Consider the following 20956-nt stretch of genomic DNA (forward strand, 5'->3'; position numbering starts at 1 on the left):
GTCAATGTGTTAGTTGTGTACCAGTTTCATTTCGTCAATCAACCAGTTTGCTCCCGCAAATTTATCAACCACGAAAAGAATATAACGCACATCAACCGAAATGTTCCGGCATATGTCGGGATTAAACATGATGTCGCTCATGGTACTCTCCCAGCTCCGGTCGAAATTGAGGCCAATCAGTTCGCCGTTGGCATTGATTACCGGGCTGCCCGAGTTACCGCCGGTGGTATGGTTAGAGGCCAGAAATGCTACGTTGAGCGTACCATTGGTAGCGTAAGGGCCAAAATCTTTCTCTTCGTACAAGCGAACCAGGCGCTCCGGTAAATCAAACTCTACATCACCCGGTTTGTACTTGTGCATCACCCCCTCGATGGTGGTGTGAGGCAAATAAGCCAATCCATCTTGCGGAATACACCCTTCTACTTTTCCATAAGTGACACGCAGGGTGCTATTGGCGTCAGACCAGTAGGTTTTATCGGGGAAGAGCTCCATCTGCGCCTTTACATAGATACGCATGGCTTCGGCCAACACGGCCTGCATGGCGTCGTATTGAGGTCGGATTTGCTCATTGAAACCCATAAAAAACGACTGACCCAGCAAATAGGCTTCGTCTGATTTGATTTTCAGTATTTTTTTAGGGCTGCCAGACTCCAACAGTTTTACCAGAGCGTCTTCATTGGCGAGCATCGATTTGGTATAGATGCGGTCGGCGTAGGCAGAAACGTTGCCTCCGTAGCGCGTTCGGATTTCTTTGACCTTTTCCGGCAACAATTCCGGATCCATAGCTCCTATGTAACGCTCAATAACCACTTCAAAAACCTCGCGTTCTACATTATGGTCGCTATCCTTAAAATAGCGCTTTGCTGCGCGAACGGCCTTTTGGCGCTCAGATTCTATTACATCGGGCTCCGCTCCTTCTTCAATGGCCGTAAACAAGCCATCGAGCTTACGCGAAAAATCAATGATTTGTGGACCGTAGAATACCACTTCAATAAACAAATCGCGCGCAAGTTGGTAGGGACGCATTTCGGTGTGCAGTTCATGCAGCATCGGTAATACAGCCTGGTATGCATCATTTCCGCTTCCGGCCGCTTTGCTTCTGAAATCCTCCTCAAAGTTTCGTTTTTTGTCCAGTGCATTGAATCGCTCCAGGCCCATATTCTGGCCAATCCATTTTTTCCAGGCATTGCTGATACGCGACTGGCGCGCAGCGTACTGAATCCGCAACGCATCGGATGAAGCCATTGCTGCGTCGATAACCCGCAGGCTGTTTTCGCGCATATCAATGCGGATGGGGTTTACCACCTCAGTAACGTACTCCACACCTGTACTCATCATGTATTGCTCCGTAACCCCCGGAAACCCGTACACCATGGTAAAATCGCCTTCTTTCACTCCCTTCATGGAAACAGGTAGGCTGTGCGCAGGCGTGTAGGGTTTGTTATCGGCGGCGTAATCTGCAGGCTCATTATCGGCGTTGGCGTAAATCCTGAACATGGCAAAATCTCCGGTATGCCGGGGCCACACCCAGTTATCGGTATCACCGCCAAACTTCCCGATGGATGATGGTGGTGTGCCAACGAGACGCACATCGTTGAAGGTTTTCTTCACCATGAGGATGTACTGATTGCCGTGAAAAAACGGCTTCACCTCAGCAGAGTACGCCGGACCATCCGTGGAGCGGGATGCAATTTGAGCGCTTCGCATGGCAATAAGCAGGTTTCGTTCAGCTATATCGGTCTCATCGGTAATACCCTCCAGTACCTCATCCGTAACATCTTCAATCCGATCCACAAACGAAGCAGTAAGGCCTGCGCAGGGCAACTCACCGCTGTGATCCATCGCCCAGAAACCATCCTTGAGGTAATCGTTCTCAACGCTACTCAGGCGCTGAACCGCACCGTAACCACAGTGATGATTGGTCAAAATCAAGCCTTTTTCAGAAATCACCTCAGCGGTGCAACCTCCGCCAAAATGCACGATAGCATCCTTTAAACTGGCCTGGTTTACCGAGAAAATATCTTCTGCTGAGAGCTTTAAACCATTTCGCTGCATATTGTCAATATCCAGCAATATCGGAATCCACATTCCTTCGTGGGCTCTGACAATGAAGGTTAAACCCACAAGAAATACCGTTAACCAGGTAGCAACACTTTTCATGCCTTACAGAGTTTTGAGTGAAGAGCGACAAATATAACCTCCAAAAACCCAACTTCAGAGGTGTGCTCTGGTATTCGCCACATTGAAAAATGTAACAATCACGGAGTCCGCGCGTACACAGGCAAAGCAATAATCAGCCCAACCATGCTGTTCCGCAACACCACAAAACACCTAAGCCACTCATTTGCAAAACTCCTTATCATGGGGTGCAATTTGGTCTTGACTCAAGCCGCTTGGTCTGCACCCAATGGGAATTGCGTAGATTCCAATGTCAGCATCTCTTCCACTCCCGCTATTCCTTTGTGCGAAAATGAAGGAGTGATTTTCGCCGTAACCGATGATAATTTGCCGGTAATTGGATGGGCGGTCAGTGATCATCTGGATTTTAGTATCGGACCGGTTCAAGAAATTCTCAATGGCGAAACAAGCATTTCGTTTCCGGCAGGTTTCGTGGCAAACAAATTTGTAAGAGCCATTCTGTCAAATAGCGGCACCGATCTGGCCGAATGTCCGGTTCTCTATTCGCCTGTATACAATGTACCGGTGATCCAACCAGTGCAATCCAACACCATATCGAGCGATGTAACCAGCTTTGATTGCGATTTTTCCGGTGTGCTTGAAGTTACAGGCACTCATCCCGGCAACGGCTCAAACGCCAACTTCTACTTGTGGCAAATGAGTCTCAACGGCACAAGTTGGCAGCTTATTGGAAGCGGAAGCAATTTGCAGAACATCAGTATTTCCCCCCAGCTCGGCAACAATCACTTATATCTTCGTCGCATTGTAAATCCTCCTGCCTGCGATGCTGACACCAGCAACATTTTGTTCATCATCAACAACAATCTTGCTATTGGCGGAATTCTGACCGGCGGTGGCAGCTTCTGTGAGGAAGATGAAACCATTTCACTAGAACTTACCGGCTACGTCGGAGAAATTGCCCAATGGGAGCAATCACCCAACGGAACAGGCTTTGAACCCGTTCCGGGTAGTGAAGGCCTCAGCATTCTGAACGTCACACCAAACCCCGGCACCACAACATACAGGGTACGAGTAGAAAACGGGGCATGCGTCAGCACCTATAGCAATACTCAGCAAGTGCAGGTATTTGCTCAATCCTCTGCAGGCAACTTTCAAAACGAAACCAACGTGCAACACCTATGCCCCGGCGATGTGCCAGAGCTCCTTACGCTTGAAAACTACGTAGGTGCCGTTGTGAACTGGCATATTGCTGCACAACCCAATGGCCCATGGACTCCGCTAGAGGTATTTGAGGACACTTTTCAACCCGATGTATTTACCGAGAATCAATACATCAAGGCAGAAGTTCAAAATGATGGCTGCCCTGCGGTTTTTACGGCTGTTTATGCTCTGCACGATCATCCTGAAATTACCAGCAACACCATCTCGGCCAATCAGCTCATTTGCGAAGGAGAAACCCCTTCATTGCTAGCAGGAGCCTTTCCGAGTGGAGGTACAGGCAATTACGCTGTAAACTGGATTGTGAGCACTGATGGTGTAGAGTGGGAACTGGCTTCAGGTCAATCTAACCAAATGAACTACCAGCCACCTGCAATCTTCGAAACCACATTTTACAAACGATTGGTTACCTCGGGCGAATGTCTGGTTGACTCCAGTAATGCGGCTACGATAGAAGTATCACCTCCCGTTCAGGCTGAATTCAGCGGCGGTGGTTTTGTGTGTGCAGGAAGCGAAGGCACAATCAACGTTGACTTTATAGGAAACCCTCCCTTTACCCTTGTGTTTAACGACGGATCAGGAGACATCACTGTTGAGGGAATTACTGAAAACAACTACAATGTGTCTTTCACCATTGAGCAAGACATCACCACCATTTCTTTCCTTGCTGTTGGAGATGCGATTTGTGGATTGAACGAATTAGCTGAGGCTGAATCTATCTTGTTTTGGATGATCCCTGAACCAGCACCACCAGCGGCCGGCGACACAGCCGTTTGCGGCTTAAGTGTGAGCCTTCAAGCTCCAGACAACGAAAACGACAACTTCTTCACTCATTGGACCAACGATGCCAATGAACTGCTTTCGACCAGCCCGGCAATCGAATTCAGCGCTGAAACCCCCGGCACCTATTTTCTTACACTCACAACGGGAAACGGACTGTGCGGCACGTCATACAATGCCGAATGGAGTGTAACCCTGGATACGCCCGAGACAGCCTACGCAGGTGAGGATATTCTGATCTGCGATACAGAAGTTCAGCTTCAGGCCGATTCGGTGCTTTTTGGAGTGGGCTATTGGTTAGCGCCTGTGGGAATTAACGTGAACGACCCCTTCAACCACTTTGCTGTTGCAACAGGTTTCGAACATGGAAACAGCTACCCCCTGTTGTGGGTAACGCAAAGTGCTATGGGAATTTGCGGAGGTGACACCTCAGTGGTGATGGTTCAGGTGGATGAACCGGCTGCAGCAGGAAATCTCTTTGCTTCCGATACGCTTTTGTGCGCGGGAAGCACTGTATTTCTCAACCTTGACGGCACAAGTGGTTCAGACATTACCTGGTGGGTGGAAAACAGTAACGGTATAATCGAAAGTCTTCAATCGGGAGAAGCGAATTGTGAGATTGAAAATATCTCGCAAAACATGAATATCTGGGCAACCGTAGTATCGGGAGTATGTGGAAATGATACATCAAACGCTGTGATGATCCATGTTGAGCAGCCACCAGCAGCAGGCATTTTGGGCCCAGATGCGCAAGTTTGTACCGGTGCCAACCAAGGAACCATTTCACTCAGTGGTAATACAGCGCCCGTATCCCGGTGGGAAATCAGCACCAATGCATTTGCCGACTTTGAGGTGATTGAAAGCAACCAGGAAAGTTATAGCTTCCAAAATATTGAGATAACCACGCAGTTCCGCGTAAAAGTTGAAGCTGAGGTTTGCCCTTCAGTTCTGAGCAACATTGCCACCGTATCAGTATTCCCTTACACCGAAACTGAGTTCGAAATACCTGAATTTCTGTGCAGTGATGATGAAAACCTTCATTTGGACGAAATAAACCCCGGGCTGACCGGAGGCACATGGTTTATCAACGGAAATCCGGGCAGCATTCTGAACCCGTCGCTTTTCGAAGGAAGTGAGGTAGCCATCACATACAGTCCTGAGGAAGGTAGCTGCGGAGATGACAACACCCAGCTTCTGACAGTGATTCTAACACCGGAGGCGGCGATTTCAGGTGAGAGCCAGGTGTGCGGGTCAGAAGTAGCATTGCTCGGCAGCCCGTCGGGTGGAGAATGGCTTGTACCCGACGAACTCTTGATTGGTGAGATTTCAGAGGAATCAGGTATGACCGAAATGCTGGCACTTTCCTTCGGGGAACACCTTATTCAATACACGGCCACCAACGAAGTTTGCAGCAATACCACTGTGCACAGTATAACCTTTTACGAGCCGATCCATGAAGCCCACGCAGGTCCCGACCAATACCTAAACATTGCTACATCCACTGAGCTTTCGGCCCTGCCACCCACAGCAGGAGAAGGAATGTGGTCGGCTGGCGATAACAACCAGATTCAGTTCAGCAACCCGAATACCCCCAACACCTTGGTAAGCAACCTTTCTGCCGGAGCCAATTTACTTCTCTGGACCATAAGCAACGGCCCATGCCCCACTGTGAGCGACAAACTTATTGTGCACGTAAACCCGCTTGAAGCACCCAATGCATTCTCACCCAATGGCGATAATGTAAATGACTTCTATGAAATCAAGGGGATATCCGCCCTATCACCCGTAAAATTAAAGGTGATGAGCCGCTGGGGCGACGAAGTTTTCATGAGCAACGACTACCAGAACCAATGGGACGGCCGACACAAAAACGGAAACGACCTTCCGCCCGATACTTACTTCTACGTACTTGAAACGCCCCATCTGGCGGAACCTTTAAAAGGATTCATCGTACTACAGCGCTAAGGACCCGCACCAACCATGCGAAACCTACTCACATACCTGGGGTTGCTTTGCACCCTTACTTCTTTCGGGCAACACAGTCCGCTGATCAGCCAATACATGCTAAACGGACTGGTTATCAACCCTGCTTATGCCGGCAGCCGCGATGTGATGACCGTTAACGCCATGTACCGCAATCAGTGGGTTGGCTTTGACGGTGCACCCGTAACGCAGGTAGTATCGGCGCATGCTCCCATCAAAGACAAGGCACTATCAGCGGGGGTGTTATTCAACCGCGAAAACATCGGAGTTACGCAATCGGTGGCTTTTTCGGGGCAGGTTTCTTACCGTATTGACATGGGAACAGGTAAACTAGCCTTTGGTTTGTCGGCTGGCGGAAATATGCTCAGCGCGCGCTATAGCGAACTCACCACCGCCGACGGCAACGATTTGGTTTTTGCCGGCGATATGCAAAGTCATTTTCAGCCCGATTTCGGGGCCGGTGTGTACTACAGTAACAAGCGATTTTTTGCCGGATTTTCGGTACCCACATTTGCCGGACGGCAGTACCATTTCACCAATGACCGGGTAAGCATGCGCAGCGACCCGAGTCATTACAACTACATCCTTCACGGGGGGTATCTCATTGACCTCAACGAAGACTTTAAACTCAAGCCTAGCACACTGATACGCTTCACACCATCCGGTACACACCAGTTTGACCTCAACAGCAACCTGATTTACCGCGACAGATTCTGGATTGGGGTTTCATACCGCCACAAAGAAGCGGTTGTGGGACTGCTCGAATTTCAGATCAACGACCAGTTCCGCATTGGTTATGCTTATGACTACGCCCTGAACATGTTCAGAATGTACAGTGGTGGCTCGCACGAAATAGGGCTTCAATACGAATTCGGTTTCCGGGTAAAATCAATGGATCCAAGGTTTTTCTGATGAGGTTTGTTATCTTTTATATCGCCCTTTGCTTTTGCTTCACCGCTGTGATGGCACAGGAAAATTACGAGGTGAAACCTGCCTCAAAGCTCAACAGCAGCCATTCCGATTTTGCTGCTATACCCTTTGGTGACACCGTGGTGTTCTGTTCCAACAAACGCAATGATATCGTCGTTTCGCGCATCAACGCCAACAATGAAATGCCCTTGACGAGCCTCTATATTGCTCCGGTTAAGCAATTCGGCAAGTACGGGATGCCCAAAGCATTCCCGTTTGAAAAGGCCCTCCACACTGATTTTGGCCCTGCTACATTCCGGAATAAGCGCGAAATGTATGTTACCATGAGCTACCAGGGTAATGAAGGTCCGGTTCTCGGCATTTTCATTTCCACTCTTCAAGACAACGGCAAATGGTCGGATCCCAAGGCCTTTGAGCACAACAACCCTGATTGTCATGTAGCACACCCGACCTTCAGCGCAGACGGAAATACCCTCTACTTCTCAGCCAATTTTAGCGATGGTCTCGGAAGGGCGGATATTTACACCAGCACATTTCTGGAAGGCGAATGGAGCACTCCCCGCAACCTCGGCTCCGATGTCAACACACCCCACAGCGAGCTCTTTCCCTTTGCACACCCTGACGGCAGCCTGTACTTTGCTTCCAATCGGCCGGGTGGAATGGGCGGACTGGATATTTACCACTTCAGCGAAGGCAACACATTACTGCTTTCAGATCCGTTCAATTCAGCGTTTGACGATTACGCATTGTACCTGAGTGCCGATAACAGCGCAGGATACCTCAGCTCCGGCCGAAATGGTCAGGATGATGTATTTACCATACAAATGGTTCGGCCTGTTTTTGAAAACTGTGATACCCTTCAGCAAAATTCATATTGCTATCTCTTTTACGACGCCGCAACCATGAACATAGATTCACTGCCTTTGCAGTATGAGTGGGCCATGGGCGATGGAACGAAATACCGAGGCCTCGAAGCTGACCACTGTTACCAACATCCCGGAAAGTACACTGTGTTGCTGAACGTTGTAGATACCCTTACCGGCGATTTGTTTTTCAGTCAGGCAAGTTATGAACTGGAAGTGAAAGATATCGAGCAAGTGTTTATCAACTCGGCCGACAGTATACTACCGGGTGAAACTTTGAAACTCGACGGCTTACACACCAATATTCAAGGTCTTAAGGCAAATACGTACCACTGGTATTTTGAAGACGGCACCTACAAGGAAGGCGCTGCCATAGAGCACGTTTTTTATGAACCGGGAGTACAAAATGTGGTATTGGGTGTGAGAAGTGAGTCGAATGCAGCCGGCGTAGTTCAGCAGGCTTGTATCATGAAGCCCATCCTCGTTACGGAAGAGATAGAAGGTAATCTCCTCGTTACTGCCGAGCCCAAAGCCATTGCCGGTCCACAGCAAAAGAATGACCCCTTGCTGGCTTACCTTAAAAGCACGAATGATACAGTGGGTGTGTACAACAATGTGCCTGCAGACGCCGTGTATCGTGTGGAAATCACCAAGAGTAAGGAGCGCTTATCAACCCTCGACGAGTACTTTGACCAGGTTCGGGAGGCGTACGACATTATTGAAAACTACGTTTCAGCAGATAGTATTTTCAGCTACGCAGTGGGTGCTGAGCGCGAACTGAAAGACACCTACCCCATCTATGCATACGTGAAAAGCATCCATTACAATGAGGCGAGTGTAAAGGCCTACTTACCTGAGCATGTGTACGACCTTGATGAGATAGACGAAATAGATCTCAGCAACCTCAACCGGGCCGTGTTCCGCACCGGCCTCATTCACTTTGAAACAGGCCTTGCTGCCATACCGGAGTCCGCACATTCAACCATAGGTAAAATTACCCGTTTGCTCCTGGACTACCCTGAAATCAACATGATTGTGGGTGCCCATACAGACGATACCGGCTCAGATGCCTTTAACACCCAGTTATCCCAAAAAAGAGCATTGGCAGTAATCAAGGCATTGGAACAACAGGGCATTGACGCCAGCCGACTCGTGGGCATTGGCTACGGGTCTGAAATACCATTGGGCGACAACCGCACAGAAAGCGGCCGCCAGCTAAACCGAAGAGTTGAGTTTAAAGTGCTTGAACGCACCAAGAAATAAATCGTCATGAAAAGAATATTACCACCCCTTTTACTCATTGTTCTATTGATTCATCAACAAGATGCAATAGCTCAACCGGTACCTGCCGTTGAGGAAAACATTCCGTTTCTCGTCACATTCGGGGCCCAAAGTGATAAAAGCTGGGGCGACGACGATTTTTCACAAACCTTCTTTTTTGTGGTGCCCGAAGAAAACCTCACTCCCATTTACATCCGCGTATTTGACCCTGATGTAGGTGGGTTGCACGACGAACAGAAAGGTGACTGGAACACCAAAACCCGTTTTTCGGTGTACGGTGGTAAAGAGTGCATTACCCACCCCGACGCAACCGGCACCGACCCTGTGGGCAATTACAAAAGCGGCAATCTGCTGGCGTCTAAAATTTTCGCTGAGTCTGAAAAGTACGACAATGAGTGGTACACCTTCGGGCCATTTAACCCAACCGAGGGGGAACTCGTTCAGAAATACGGAGGCTATGTTTTTAAGGTAATTGCCGAAGGAATTTCCGGTGATGATGGCAACTTATACCGCTACTTTTTGAGCAGCAAATCCGACCAAAACGAGGCCATTGAAGGAGGTAACGCCTTTACCTTTGAATACACCTTCAGGTTGCACGACGACCCCTCTCAGGTTTCGCATATCTACCCCTTTATTGACGACAAGGTCATTTCCGTGAAGCAATCCAACTTTGATTGGGACAATGACGGCGTTATTAAAATTGTTTCCAAAGCCAAACCCGGACTCGACATTGAGGTTTCCGGTGACAATGAGTGGAAGCACAGTGAACACAAAATCGTTGACCGTGAACACAATTCATCGCTCGACATTCAATTCATCAAAAGTCGCAACACAATTCGGAACAACAACGTGGTAATCTCCGTAAGAAACCAATATGGAGAGTTTCTACCATTTTACACGGTGCCGATTGGGGGCATCCCCAAATACCAACCCAGTATTCAGGCTGTGAAACGATAACCACAAACCTTTGCTCAGGCTTTTAGCTATATCAGGATGTTTACTACTGGCGCTTTCCGCCGGTGCACAGTCATACAGCTTCAGAAGTTTCTCGGCTGAAGACGGGCTGTCGCATCCCTTTGTGTACGATATTGAGCAAGACGAAAAAGGATACTTGTGGGTGGCTACCGGCGAAGGGCTTTGCAGATTCAATGGGTTCAGGTTTCAGAGCTATTTTAAAGCTGATGGTCTTACCGAAGATTTTGTGAGTACCATCTACAAAGACTCCGGAGGTAACCTTTGGCTAGGACACAAACAAGGCGGCTGCACGGTAATGCGAGACGGTGTGTTTGAGAAAATTCAAACAGGCAAGCACTTTAACAGTTTAATCAGGGCTATACGCGAGGATTTGTCAGGCAACACCTGGATAATGTCGCAGCACAGCGGAATGATTCGGATGAACAGCTCTGGCGAAATGACCCCTCTCACCTCTCCTTTCGCTCAACTTCTGCTGTTTGATTTTCAGATTACCGACCGCGGACAAATGTTGGTAGCAACCCACGAGGGCTTGTATCTCTACCGCATCAACGCCAATAGCCATGAGCCAGAATTCATTGATGTAGTGGACGACATCCCTTTTACACGGGTCAATTGCATCACAAAAGGCAGTATTCACGGGCAATACTTTATAGGTACCGAAGACGAAGGCGCTTACCGCCTGCAAATCCGAAACAACAACCGCATTGTTGTAGAACACATCGCTCCTGAATTAGGACTTGACCGCTACAACATTCAGCACATTATTGAGGATGACGACAACAACCTTTGGGTGGCTACTTTTGGCAAAGGGCTCTTGCAATTGGCTCTCAATCCGGCAGGCGACGAGTTCCGACTCATCGGTCACTTTGACAAAAGCAACGGCCTGGAATCAGACGAAATTAAAACCGTTTTCCGCGACAGGGAGGGCAATCTTTGGGCCGGCAAATTTGGAGGCAACCGCAATAGCGGCGGAATTTCCAGCCTCACCAACAACGCATTTGTGTTTTATCAGCACCCCAGCGGTGAAGAAGGAGCCGTATCTTCCATACATGGCAACAATCAAGACATGTGGTTTGGCCTGGAAAACGAAGTGATGAAGGTTGAGCAGGGACAACATGGAAAACCCATACGTTTCGGTGAAAACCATGGGCTCAAAAACGGGATGTACAACGCAGTTTTTGTGGATCACCTCAACCGGGTGTGGGCTGGAAACGCCACATCCGGATTGTTCATGAAAAATCCGAGTGACTCCGTTTTTCAATTTTTTGAACTATCGAAAGATATTCTTAGCCAACACATTAATGACATCACAGGAAATGAGGAAAACATTTGGATCGCAACCAAAAACGGCATCTACGCCCTGGATTTTCGCACCCGTGAAATTCAATACTACAACCAAAGCAATGGACTGGAGCACAACGTAGTAAGGTCATTGTACCTGGATGAGAAAAACAATCTTTGGTACTGCACGGCCAGTGCATACCTCAGCTATATCAAAAACGGCAATATCGTAAACATTGCATTGAGCGAGGAAATGCGTGTGCACGATCAGACAGACATAACCAAAGACTCTCACGGAAACATCTGGCTGGCAACCAATGGCGGTGGGGTATTTGTGTTTGACTATGATCAGGTACACACCGTAAATCACAGCAGCCACGGTTTGAAATCCAATTTCTGTTACAGCATTGAAGTGGACCATTCCAACAAGGTGTGGATTGGCCACAAAGGAGGTTTAAGCTGTTACAACCCGGCCAGTGATCATCTGGTAACCATGGGGCGCGAGGAAGACCTGGCGTTTGACTTTCTACCCAACGCAACATTCTATGACCTTGCTGGGCAACTCTGGTTCGGAACCAACAAGAACTACCTGCGCTACAACCCATCAAAAGACTTAAAAAACAGTATACCGCCCATCATCAATATAGAAACCGTACAGATTGAAGACGACTTCTTTACCGGACTGAGTGCAGAACTTCCCTTTGGTCACTACCGTACGCGTTTTCAGTTTTTGGGTCTCAGTTTCCGCAAAAGCGACGCTGTAACCTACCAGTATATTTTGGAAGGTCATGACCGCGACTGGCACGAAATAACCACACAAAACGAAGCCTACTACAGTAAGATTGATCCGGGCACCTACACATTCAAAGTAGTTGCTTTTAACAGTGACGGTATCAAATCACTGGGCGCCGCCGAATTTCACCTGTTCATTCAAAAACCATTCTGGCAGCGCGCATGGTTCATACTTACCGCCATTGCATCGGCCATAGTACTGGTCGTCATGATTATAAAGATTCGTGAGAGACGACAAAAACTTGTGCGTCAGTACCTCAAAAAAACCCTTAACATTCGAACACGTGAGGTGCAGGCAAAAAGCGCGGAGCTTGAGCGCAAAAACAAAGACATTACCGCCAGTATCCACTACGCCAAAAAAATTCAGGATGCTACCCTGCCACCCGAAAAACTCCTGAAAGAAAGTTTTCCCGACTCATTTATCTTTTACCGACCCCGCGACATTGTGAGCGGCGACTTCTACTGGTTCAGGCAATTTGGCGACAAACTTCTAATCAGTGTAGCCGATTGCACAGGCCACGGTGTGCCAGGTGCTCTGCTGAGTATGATTGGATCTACCAAAATGAGCAGTATTGCAGGCAAGCAGGAAGTTCGGTCGCCGGATAAGGTGGTGAAGTTGCTCGATGAAGAACTGCGAACCCTACTTCAACAAACCAATTTCAGCAACGGGCCTCAGGACGGAATGGACCTTGTGGTTTGCGAAATTGACCTCAAAACTCACTACCTGCGACTGTGCGCGGCCATGAGTCACGTGTATATCCGAACAGCAAATGGCATCGAAAAAATTGAAGGCGACCGCAACCCGATCGGTGGAAATCACCTGGGGCGCGAAAAACACTTCACCATGCGCGAACGCCAGATGAACCCCGGCGAGACACTATTCCTGGCTACCGACGGTTACCAGGATCAGTTTGGGGGTGAACACGGTAAAAAACTTAAGCGCAGCGGCTTCCTCAACACCCTGAGTACCGTGGGCTCACTGCCGAGCAAGGATCAAGGAGAAGCCATCGCTGCTCAATTTGCCTCATGGTCAAATGGCCACGAACAGGTAGATGATGTTCTGGTGGTTGGCCTCAAGTTCTAGCTCCGCAAAACACGTAATTTTATCCGGACAGGAAAAAAATCGCCGCACAATAAGACATTTTAACAAAATGCTTACCTTAGTCAAATGCGACGGTTCTTGCTTGCTGCGTGCCTTTCCTGGGCAATGCTGCCTCTGTTGGCGCAGGAAACCACCGTGCGTTTCGTTGAAAACAAGGGTCAATGGAAGGATGAAGTCCTTTTTCGGGCCGATTTGCCCGCCGGAAGCTTTTACCTGGAAGCCGACCGCTTTACCCTGAATTTTCTGGATTCTGAATACCTTTTCCGCAGACACCAGGAACACATCGGTGAACCCATTGCCAAACCTTTGGAAGATTACATCCGCGGACATGCTTACCGCGTTTGGTTTGAAGGTGCGCAAACCCCAACCCTCGATAAGCAGGGTGCCTCCAAAGACTACTTTAACTACTTTATTGGAAACGACCCCGCCAAATGGGCCAGTTTTGCTCGTGCGTGGGACAGAATGATTCTTCGCGACCTCTACCCCAACACCGATTTGCAAGTGTACGGACACGGCTCCAATGTGAAGTACGACTTTGTGGTGAAGCCCGGTGGACAATGGCAACATATCCGTCTTAACTACGAAGGCGTAGATCAACTCAAAATCAAAAAAGGCAGGCTGCACGTCAAGACCAGCGTAAACGAAATCATTGAGGAAAAACCCTTTGCTTACCAAATGATTGACGGGCAAATGACACCTGTAGATTGCGCCTATCAATTGGATGGAAACATCCTGTCGTTCAACGTTACCGGCTACGTTCACCCCGATTTTGCCCTTGTCATTGACCCGGAATTACAGTTCTCAACATACTCCGGCTCAACGGCCGATAATTTTGGCTTTACCGCCACCTACGACGCACAAGGTTTTCTGTACTCCGGAAGCTCCATCTTCGGAAACGGTTACCCCACCACCGTGGGCGCTTATCAAACCACTTGGGCAGGAGGAACCGGGCAGGGCGCATTGGTGGGTACAGATATCGGGATTACCAAGTACGACACCACCGGAACTTTTCTCGTTTACTCCACATACATCGGAGGCTCGAGCGATGAATTACCTCACAGCCTCATCGTAAACGAGGCGGGTGAACTCTACCTCTACGGAACAACAAGTTCGCCCAACTACCCCGCTACTGCGGGCTCTTTTCAGCCTTCATTTGCCGGTGGTACAGCTTTTACTCCTTCGGGAATTGGTGTGAGCTATGTGAACGGTTGCGACATCATCGTGTCTCGTTTTAATGCCAATGGAACAGCTTTGCTTAACTCTACCTTTATCGGTGGAACCGCCAACGATGGCCTCAACACCAGCGCAGCACTTAAATTCAACTACGCCGACGAAATGCGCGGCGAAATCCTTTTCGACAACGATGGCAACGTCATCATTGCCAGCTCAACGCTGAGCAACAACTTTCCTGTAACACCCGGAGCATACCAAACCACCATCGGAGGCGGTCAGGATGGCTGTGTGGTGAAACTCACTCCCGACCTCAGCAACCTGATATACGGAACGTTTCTGGGTGGAATGCAAGCTGACGCAACCTATTCGGTAGATGTGGACAGTGACAACAATATTGTGGTGTGCGGAGGAACGGTCTCAACCAACTTTCCCACCACTCCCGGCACCATTGCCAACTCCTTTGCCGGTGGAGCGGCTGACGGCTACGTGTCCATTCTCAACAACGACCTTAGCACTTTACTTCACTCCACTTACTACGGAACCAACCAATACGACCAGCTCTACTTTACAGAGCTCGATAGCGACAACAATGTGTATGTTTATGGGCAGACGCGTGGCCCGGCCGGAGCGCTTATTGAAAATGCCGTCTACAATGTGAACAACGGCGGAATGCTCGTAGCGAAATTTGAACCCGATCTGAGCGGCGTTGTCTGGAGTACGCGGTTCGGGAGCGGAATTAACTCAAATCCCAATCTATCGCCGGCCGCTTTTCTGGTGGACGTATGCCGTAAGATTTACCTGAGCGGCTGGGGAGGTCAAACCAATGTCTCGTCCAACCCCAATACAGGCTTCACCACAGGGCTTCCCACCACACCCGATGCCTTTCAAAGCACTACGGACGGCAGCGACTTCTATATCATGGTGATGGAAGAAGACGCATCAGAAATCACCTATGCCTCGTTTTTCGGAGGCCCCGTCAGCAATGAGCATGTGGACGGCGGAACCAGTCGCTTTGACCGAAGCGGTCGTATTTATCAGTCGGTTTGTGCGGGCTGTGGAAACAACAACGATTTTCCTATTTTCCCTCCCGACGCATGGTCGCCCACCAACAACAGCAACAACTGCAACAACGGGGTTTTCAAATTCGACTTTGCCCTGCCCATTACCATAGCACAGTTTTCGGCCACCGATGTTTGCCTCCCCGACACGCCCAACATTTCCAACCAAAGTACCGGTGCCACCACCCTCACATGGTATGTGAACGGAGAAGAAGTTGCAACAGGAACCTCCCCCGACCTTGGCCTCAACGAGCCGGGAACCTACGAAGTGAAACTGGTGGCATTCAACCCCGAAACCTGCAACCAGGCCGACAGCGTTACTCAAACCATTGAGATTTTCCCCCTTCTGCTCCTTGAACCTTTCGAAGATATCAACCTCTGCGAACCCGAACCCATCGTACTTACCGCCGATGCATCAGGAACTGCCACTGAATTTCACTGGAGTACCAATTCCGATTTTTCCGATCAGCTAAATGCCGGGCCACTTGATAGCACCATCACCGTATCCCCCAATCAAACCACAACCTATTACATTAAAGTGGGCAACGGCTTTTGCGAAACCACCGAAAGTATAACCGTTACCCCAGCCCCTGAAATTGGTCTGGAGCTGGTTTCAGACGCAGGGTGCGATGGCGACACCCTGAATATGAGTGCCATCAACCTCACACCTGCCATTGGCTTTACTGAGATCAACTGGTTTCCCTCTGCTGGGCTGGTGGGTCCGGACGGCGAAGAAAACGCATCCTTTATTGCCGGTGGCAGCTACTACGTGAGCATATCCGTGCTCACCGAAAACAACTGCCTCCTCACCGATTCTGTGCTGGTTGAAGCAGACGCACTCAACCTCACACTATCGCAGGACACTACCATATGCAATGAAGATCAGGTAGCAACCATTGCGGCTTTTTCTCCTGAGGCTGAGTCCATCACGTGGTCGCTCAGCCCTGATTTCTCTGACCCGCTCAATCCCGGTGGAGAAAACCTACTCAATGTATCGCCAGAATCCACCACCACTTATTACGTGCAAGCGATAAACGGCAACTGCGTACGCACCGGAGAGGTTACAGTGTTTGTGGTAAGCGGAAGCGCAGAACTGCCCCCCGAGTTCTTGATTTGCTCAGGTGATTCACTGGAGATTGAAGCCATCAATCTCATCCCATCCGTGGAACTGAGTTTTGAGTGGTCGCCCCAAGAGGAAATTATTTCCGGTCATGGCACATCCACCATCACCGTCAGCCCCAATGAAACTACTGTGTACGAAGCGCTCATAACCACCGAAGACGGGTGTACATTTACCCAAAGTACGGTGGTTTTTGTATCGGATTTGCTCGCGGATGGCGCAACAGCCATTGCAGACCCAAATGTGATTCCGGGGGGTGGTACAAGTGAGATTTCGGCCATACCCTTTAATGAGAATTTCAGCTATGTGTGGAGTCCTCAGGACGGTTTGGAAAACCCTTTTGCGGCCAGCACCATAGCCAGTCCGGAAGAAACCACCACCTACACCGTTACCATTATTGACTCTGGCCCATGGGGAGAATGCCGCAGCAGCGCCTCAGTAACTATTCAGGTGTATGATTTCATCTGCGGAATGCCAAACATCTATCTTCCCAACGCCTTTACCCCCAATGGCGATGGAAACAACGATGTGCTCTTTCTGCGCGGCGACAATATTGTAAACATGCACCTTGCCATTTACAACCGCTGGGGCGAACTGGTTTTTGAAACCCGCGACCAGAGTATCGGCTGGGACGGCACATTCCGGGGCAAGGATGTAGACCCCGCTGTGTTTGTGTATCACCTGGAGGTAGACTGCGGCGACGGGCAGAGTTTCTTCGACAAAGGCAACGTAACGGTGATCCGCTAGATGAGAAAAGCCGTAGTACTGATATCGCTGCTTTTTATGGGATGGCAACTGCGCGCCCAGGACATCCACTTTTCGCAGTTCAATTTTTCGCCCATGAATCTCAATCCGGCTATGGCGGGTCAGTTCGATGGTGATTACCGCTTTGTGGCCAACCACCGCACCCAATGGCGCTCTGTTACACAACCCTATCAAACCACAGGAGGGTCGGTAGATGCGCGGCAGCCGCTCGACATAAAGAACCTCGGCGCCGGGCTTTCCATGTACTCAGATAAAGCCGGAGACTCACAGCTCAGCACTTTTCAACTCAACCTGGCCGCGAGTTACCTTCTGCCGGTAAGCCGCGACTCGCTTCACAGCATCGCATTTGGGGTGCAAACCGGACTCACCCACCGAAAAATCAATTACGAAGACCTCTATTTCGACCAACAGTACAACAACGGGATTTTCAACCCCAACTCAGCCACCGGTGAAGCATTTGCTCGCGAAGCACGTACCTATCTCAACCTCAATCTCGGTGCATCGTACTTCTGGAAAGTGGCCCACCGAAAAATGATTACCGGGGGGGTGGCATTGCACAATATCAGCAGGCCGCGGCAGAGTTTCTACAACGACCCCGAAATCAAACTCGACGTGCGCTGGACGGCACACGCATCAGCCGAATGGGAAGTAACAGACAAAATAGATGTACTGCCGTCTATCCTTTATATGCACCAGGGGCCGCATCGTCAGTTTACATTGGGGGCCATGGGGCGCTATATCCTGAAGGACTATCCCGGGGTGTACCGCGCTGTGTTTCTGGGCTGGCACGGACGAACACGCGATGCCGGTTTTCTGACGGCCGGCCTTGAATACGACAACTGGCAAGTGGGTGTGAGCTATGACATCAATTTCTCGCAACTTAACGTGGCCAGCAACTACCGCGGAGGTTTTGAGATTTCGGCCATTTACATTTTCCGCCAGCAGAAAATACGCCGCGTTATTCACAAATCCTGCCCTGACTTTCTGTGAAAAACCTGCTCTTCACCGGACTATTGGTCTTGATGGCCTGGGGTTTACAAGCACAATCCCAAAGAGATTTCGAAAAATGGGGTGATCTGGCTTCCGACATCAACGATCACTATGGTGCTGCACGCTATTACCGCAAAGCCCTTGACATAGACAGCTCTCAAAGTAAATTACTGTGGAAATACGCCGAGGCGCTCCGCGGATACAACGACTATGCGCGGGCAGAACACTACTACCAGCAGATTTATCGCAAAGACCGCGGCAAGCTTTATCCCGAGGGACCTTTCTGGCTCGCCACCATGCTCAAGCACAACGGTAAATACAAAGAGTCGAAAAAGATGTGGAAGACGGTTTCCAATATGCACCGCAACGATCGAAAGAGCTATTACTATCTGAAAGCTCAGCAGGAAATGGCTGCTTGCGATTCGGCGGTGGTGTTTGCTGAACAGCGGGTCAATGTGCTTTTCGACCACCTACCTGAGCCGGTCAATTCATATGATGCAGAATACAGTCCGCTGCTGGATGAAAAAGGCAACCTATACTTTGCCAGTCTTAAAGGCGAGCTGGATAAAAACCGACAGGTAATTGGCAAGCGCTACGAAATCACGCTGTTTTACGCTGAAGGGCAAAACGGCAATTGGCTGGAGATTACGGAGCTCGACACTGCGCTGAACCGCTCCGGATACCACACTGCTAATCCAGCCATCAGCGCAGACGGCAAATGGATGGTTTTTACGCAATGTAATGATAGTATGGTGTGCAACCTCATGGGGGCGCGAATGACAGATAGCGGTTGGGGTGAAGTTCAAACAATACGCGGAATCAACGCTGCGGACAGCCGAAACACTCAAGCCTCTTTTGCCCGTGCTCGCGGAAAGGAATGGTTGTTTTTTTCGAGCGATCGCCCGGGTGGCTACGGCAAATTAGACCTGTATTACGCTGAGCATCTCGGCAATCTGCGCTTTGGCGATGTGTTCAACCTGGGGCCAGAAATCAACTCCATGGACAACGATGTGAGCCCGTGGTACGACGGCGAAAGCGAAACCCTCTATTTCAGTTCAGACTGGCACCACGGCATGGGTGGCCTGGATGTTTTTGAAAGTATGGGGTTTGGCTTACAATGGTCACCACCGCGCAATATGCGCCCACCTTTCAACAGCCCGGCCAACGACCTTTATTACCGCTACCAGCCAGAACATGAAACAGGCTTTGTGGTGAGTAACCGCGAGGGGTCGCTCGCAGAAAAAGGAGAAACCTGCTGCAACGACATCTATCGCTTTCGTTTCCCCGTTACCGATACCCTTCCTGTGATTGAAACACTGGAACAACTCAGCGACTACCTCCCGGTAACACTGTATTTTCACAACGATGTTCCAAACCCGAGGTCGTGGGACACCACCACCACTCAAAACTACATGGACACCTATTTGGCCTATCGCGCCATGCTGCCCTTATATCAGGAAGAGTACAGCGCAGGGCTGAAAAAGGGTGAGCGCGAAACTGCCATCGTCAATATGGCCGATTTCTTTGAGAACAAAGTAGATCTCGGCGTAGAGCACCTGGCGCTTTTTACGAAACTGCTGTTGCGCGAATTGGAAAAAGGGCGCAAAATTGACCTCACCATCAAGGGATATGCGAGTCCTTTGGCACGCTCTGATTACAACGTAAATCTTACGCAACGTCGTATTCAATCGCTGGTAAACTATTTGAAAGCTTATGATATGGGCGTGTTTGTGCCGTATATGGAAGGGACAGCAGACAACGGCGGGCGGCTGAACTTTATCCGCATTCCGTTTGGTGCATACCGCGCGGAGAAGTCGGTGAGCGACAATCTGCACGACACGCGCAATTCCGTGTATTCGCGCAGCGCATCACTTGAGCGTAAAATTGAAATTCTGAGCGTTGAGCGCGCTGCAGACGACACCGCCCGTGCGGAAATCCACTTCAACACCATGATTCAGAACCTCGGAGCCGTGCAACCCACCGACACCATAACCCATCGCTTTCATTTCACCAACCGCGGTGAACTGGCCCTTCAAATCAAGGATATCGTTCCTTCCTGCGACTGTGCTTCCCTGCGCTTTCCCTCACATGAAATAGCCCCTGGCGAGCAATCATACTTTGAGGTATTGTTTGAGGGCGTACCCGGAACAGGTAAAAATTCGTGGAGCTATCGCGTGCTAACCAACGGTTTCCCGGCCGAAGTAGAGTTGGTGATAACGGGTGAGGTGATGGTTGAGTGAGGTGCTTGTTCTTGAGGGAAGAGGCGCCGAAGCATTCCGGAGAGACACCGCATTCAGATCAATTGTCCCCCCCCAATCACACCCCTTTGTCATTTCGACCGGAGTGCTGAGGAACGAAGCACGGAGTGGAGAAATCTCATTCAATTCACACTTTTATCTCATAATAGATTTCTCCGCTACGCAGCTCCTGGCGTCGCTGCTTCGGTCGAAATGACAAAAATTAAAAAAGCCAATTATAAACCCCAATCACACCCCCCTTGTCATTT

The 20956-nt window shown here is 49.7% G+C and carries 9 protein-coding genes; 8 read left to right on the forward strand and 1 reads right to left on the reverse strand.

Annotated elements, in window-relative coordinates:
• Positions 1 to 9: 9 nt before the first annotated feature.
• Complete coding sequence (locus EA392_09720) at positions 10 to 2160, reverse strand: S46 family peptidase (protein ID TVR38498.1); 2151 nt, start codon at positions 2158 to 2160, stop codon at positions 10 to 12.
• 144 nt (positions 2161 to 2304) lie between these two features.
• On the opposite strand from EA392_09720, the gene EA392_09725 reads away from it, so the two are divergent.
• The 8 genes from EA392_09725 (at position 2305) to EA392_09760 (ending at position 20690) form a co-directional block, all read left to right on the forward strand.
• Entirely contained in the window at positions 2305 to 6102 is a 3798-nt protein-coding gene (locus EA392_09725) for a gliding motility-associated C-terminal domain-containing protein (protein ID TVR38499.1), read from the forward strand.
• A 15-nt stretch (positions 6103 to 6117) separates the two neighbouring features.
• Positions 6118 to 7032: a type IX secretion system membrane protein PorP/SprF gene (locus EA392_09730; GenBank protein TVR38500.1), complete on the forward strand. Its 915-nt coding sequence runs from the start codon at positions 6118 to 6120 to the stop codon at positions 7030 to 7032.
• Positions 7032 to 9176 (forward strand): hypothetical protein, encoded by a 2145-nt coding sequence (locus EA392_09735; protein ID TVR38501.1) that lies wholly within the window; start codon positions 7032 to 7034, stop codon positions 9174 to 9176. The genes EA392_09730 and EA392_09735 overlap by 1 nt, the downstream gene beginning before the upstream one ends.
• A gap of 6 nt (positions 9177 to 9182) precedes the next feature.
• Positions 9183 to 10151, forward strand: coding sequence for a hypothetical protein (locus EA392_09740; protein ID TVR38502.1), 969 nt, complete (start codon positions 9183 to 9185; stop codon positions 10149 to 10151).
• A gap of 10 nt (positions 10152 to 10161) precedes the next feature.
• Entirely contained in the window at positions 10162 to 13326 is a 3165-nt protein-coding gene (locus EA392_09745) for a hypothetical protein (GenBank protein ID TVR38503.1), read from the forward strand.
• An 84-nt stretch (positions 13327 to 13410) separates the two neighbouring features.
• The gene (locus tag EA392_09750; GenBank protein TVR38504.1) at positions 13411 to 17442 is read left to right on the forward strand and encodes a gliding motility-associated C-terminal domain-containing protein; all 4032 of its coding nucleotides are present in this window, start codon (positions 13411 to 13413) and stop codon (positions 17440 to 17442) included.
• The gene (locus EA392_09755; GenBank protein ID TVR38505.1) at positions 17443 to 18450 is read left to right on the forward strand and encodes a type IX secretion system membrane protein PorP/SprF; all 1008 of its coding nucleotides are present in this window, start codon (positions 17443 to 17445) and stop codon (positions 18448 to 18450) included.
• The gene (locus EA392_09760) at positions 18447 to 20690 is read left to right on the forward strand and encodes a DUF1573 domain-containing protein (protein TVR38506.1); all 2244 of its coding nucleotides are present in this window, start codon (positions 18447 to 18449) and stop codon (positions 20688 to 20690) included. Before EA392_09755 ends, EA392_09760 begins: the two co-directional genes overlap by 4 nt.
• Positions 20691 to 20956 lie beyond the last annotated feature (266 nt).

The sequence above is a fragment of the Cryomorphaceae bacterium genome, from assembly GCA_007695365.1.
GTDB lineage: Bacteria > Bacteroidota > Bacteroidia > Flavobacteriales_D > SKUL01 > SKUL01.

Bases quoted from the DNA above. Each gene is read 5' to 3' on its own strand.
- EA392_09720 (TVR38498.1), bottom strand. From the start codon at position 2,160: ATGAAAAGTGTTGCTACCTGGTTAACGGTATTTCTTGTGGGTTTAACC.
- EA392_09725 (TVR38499.1), top strand. From the start codon at position 2,305: ATGCTGTTCCGCAACACCACAAAACACCTAAGCCACTCATTTGCAAAA.
- EA392_09730 (TVR38500.1), top strand. From the start codon at position 6,118: ATGCGAAACCTACTCACATACCTGGGGTTGCTTTGCACCCTTACTTCT.
- EA392_09735 (TVR38501.1), top strand. From the start codon at position 7,032: ATGAGGTTTGTTATCTTTTATATCGCCCTTTGCTTTTGCTTCACCGCT.
- EA392_09740 (TVR38502.1), top strand. From the start codon at position 9,183: ATGAAAAGAATATTACCACCCCTTTTACTCATTGTTCTATTGATTCAT.
- EA392_09750 (TVR38504.1), top strand. From the start codon at position 13,411: ATGCGACGGTTCTTGCTTGCTGCGTGCCTTTCCTGGGCAATGCTGCCT.
- EA392_09755 (TVR38505.1), top strand. From the start codon at position 17,443: ATGAGAAAAGCCGTAGTACTGATATCGCTGCTTTTTATGGGATGGCAA.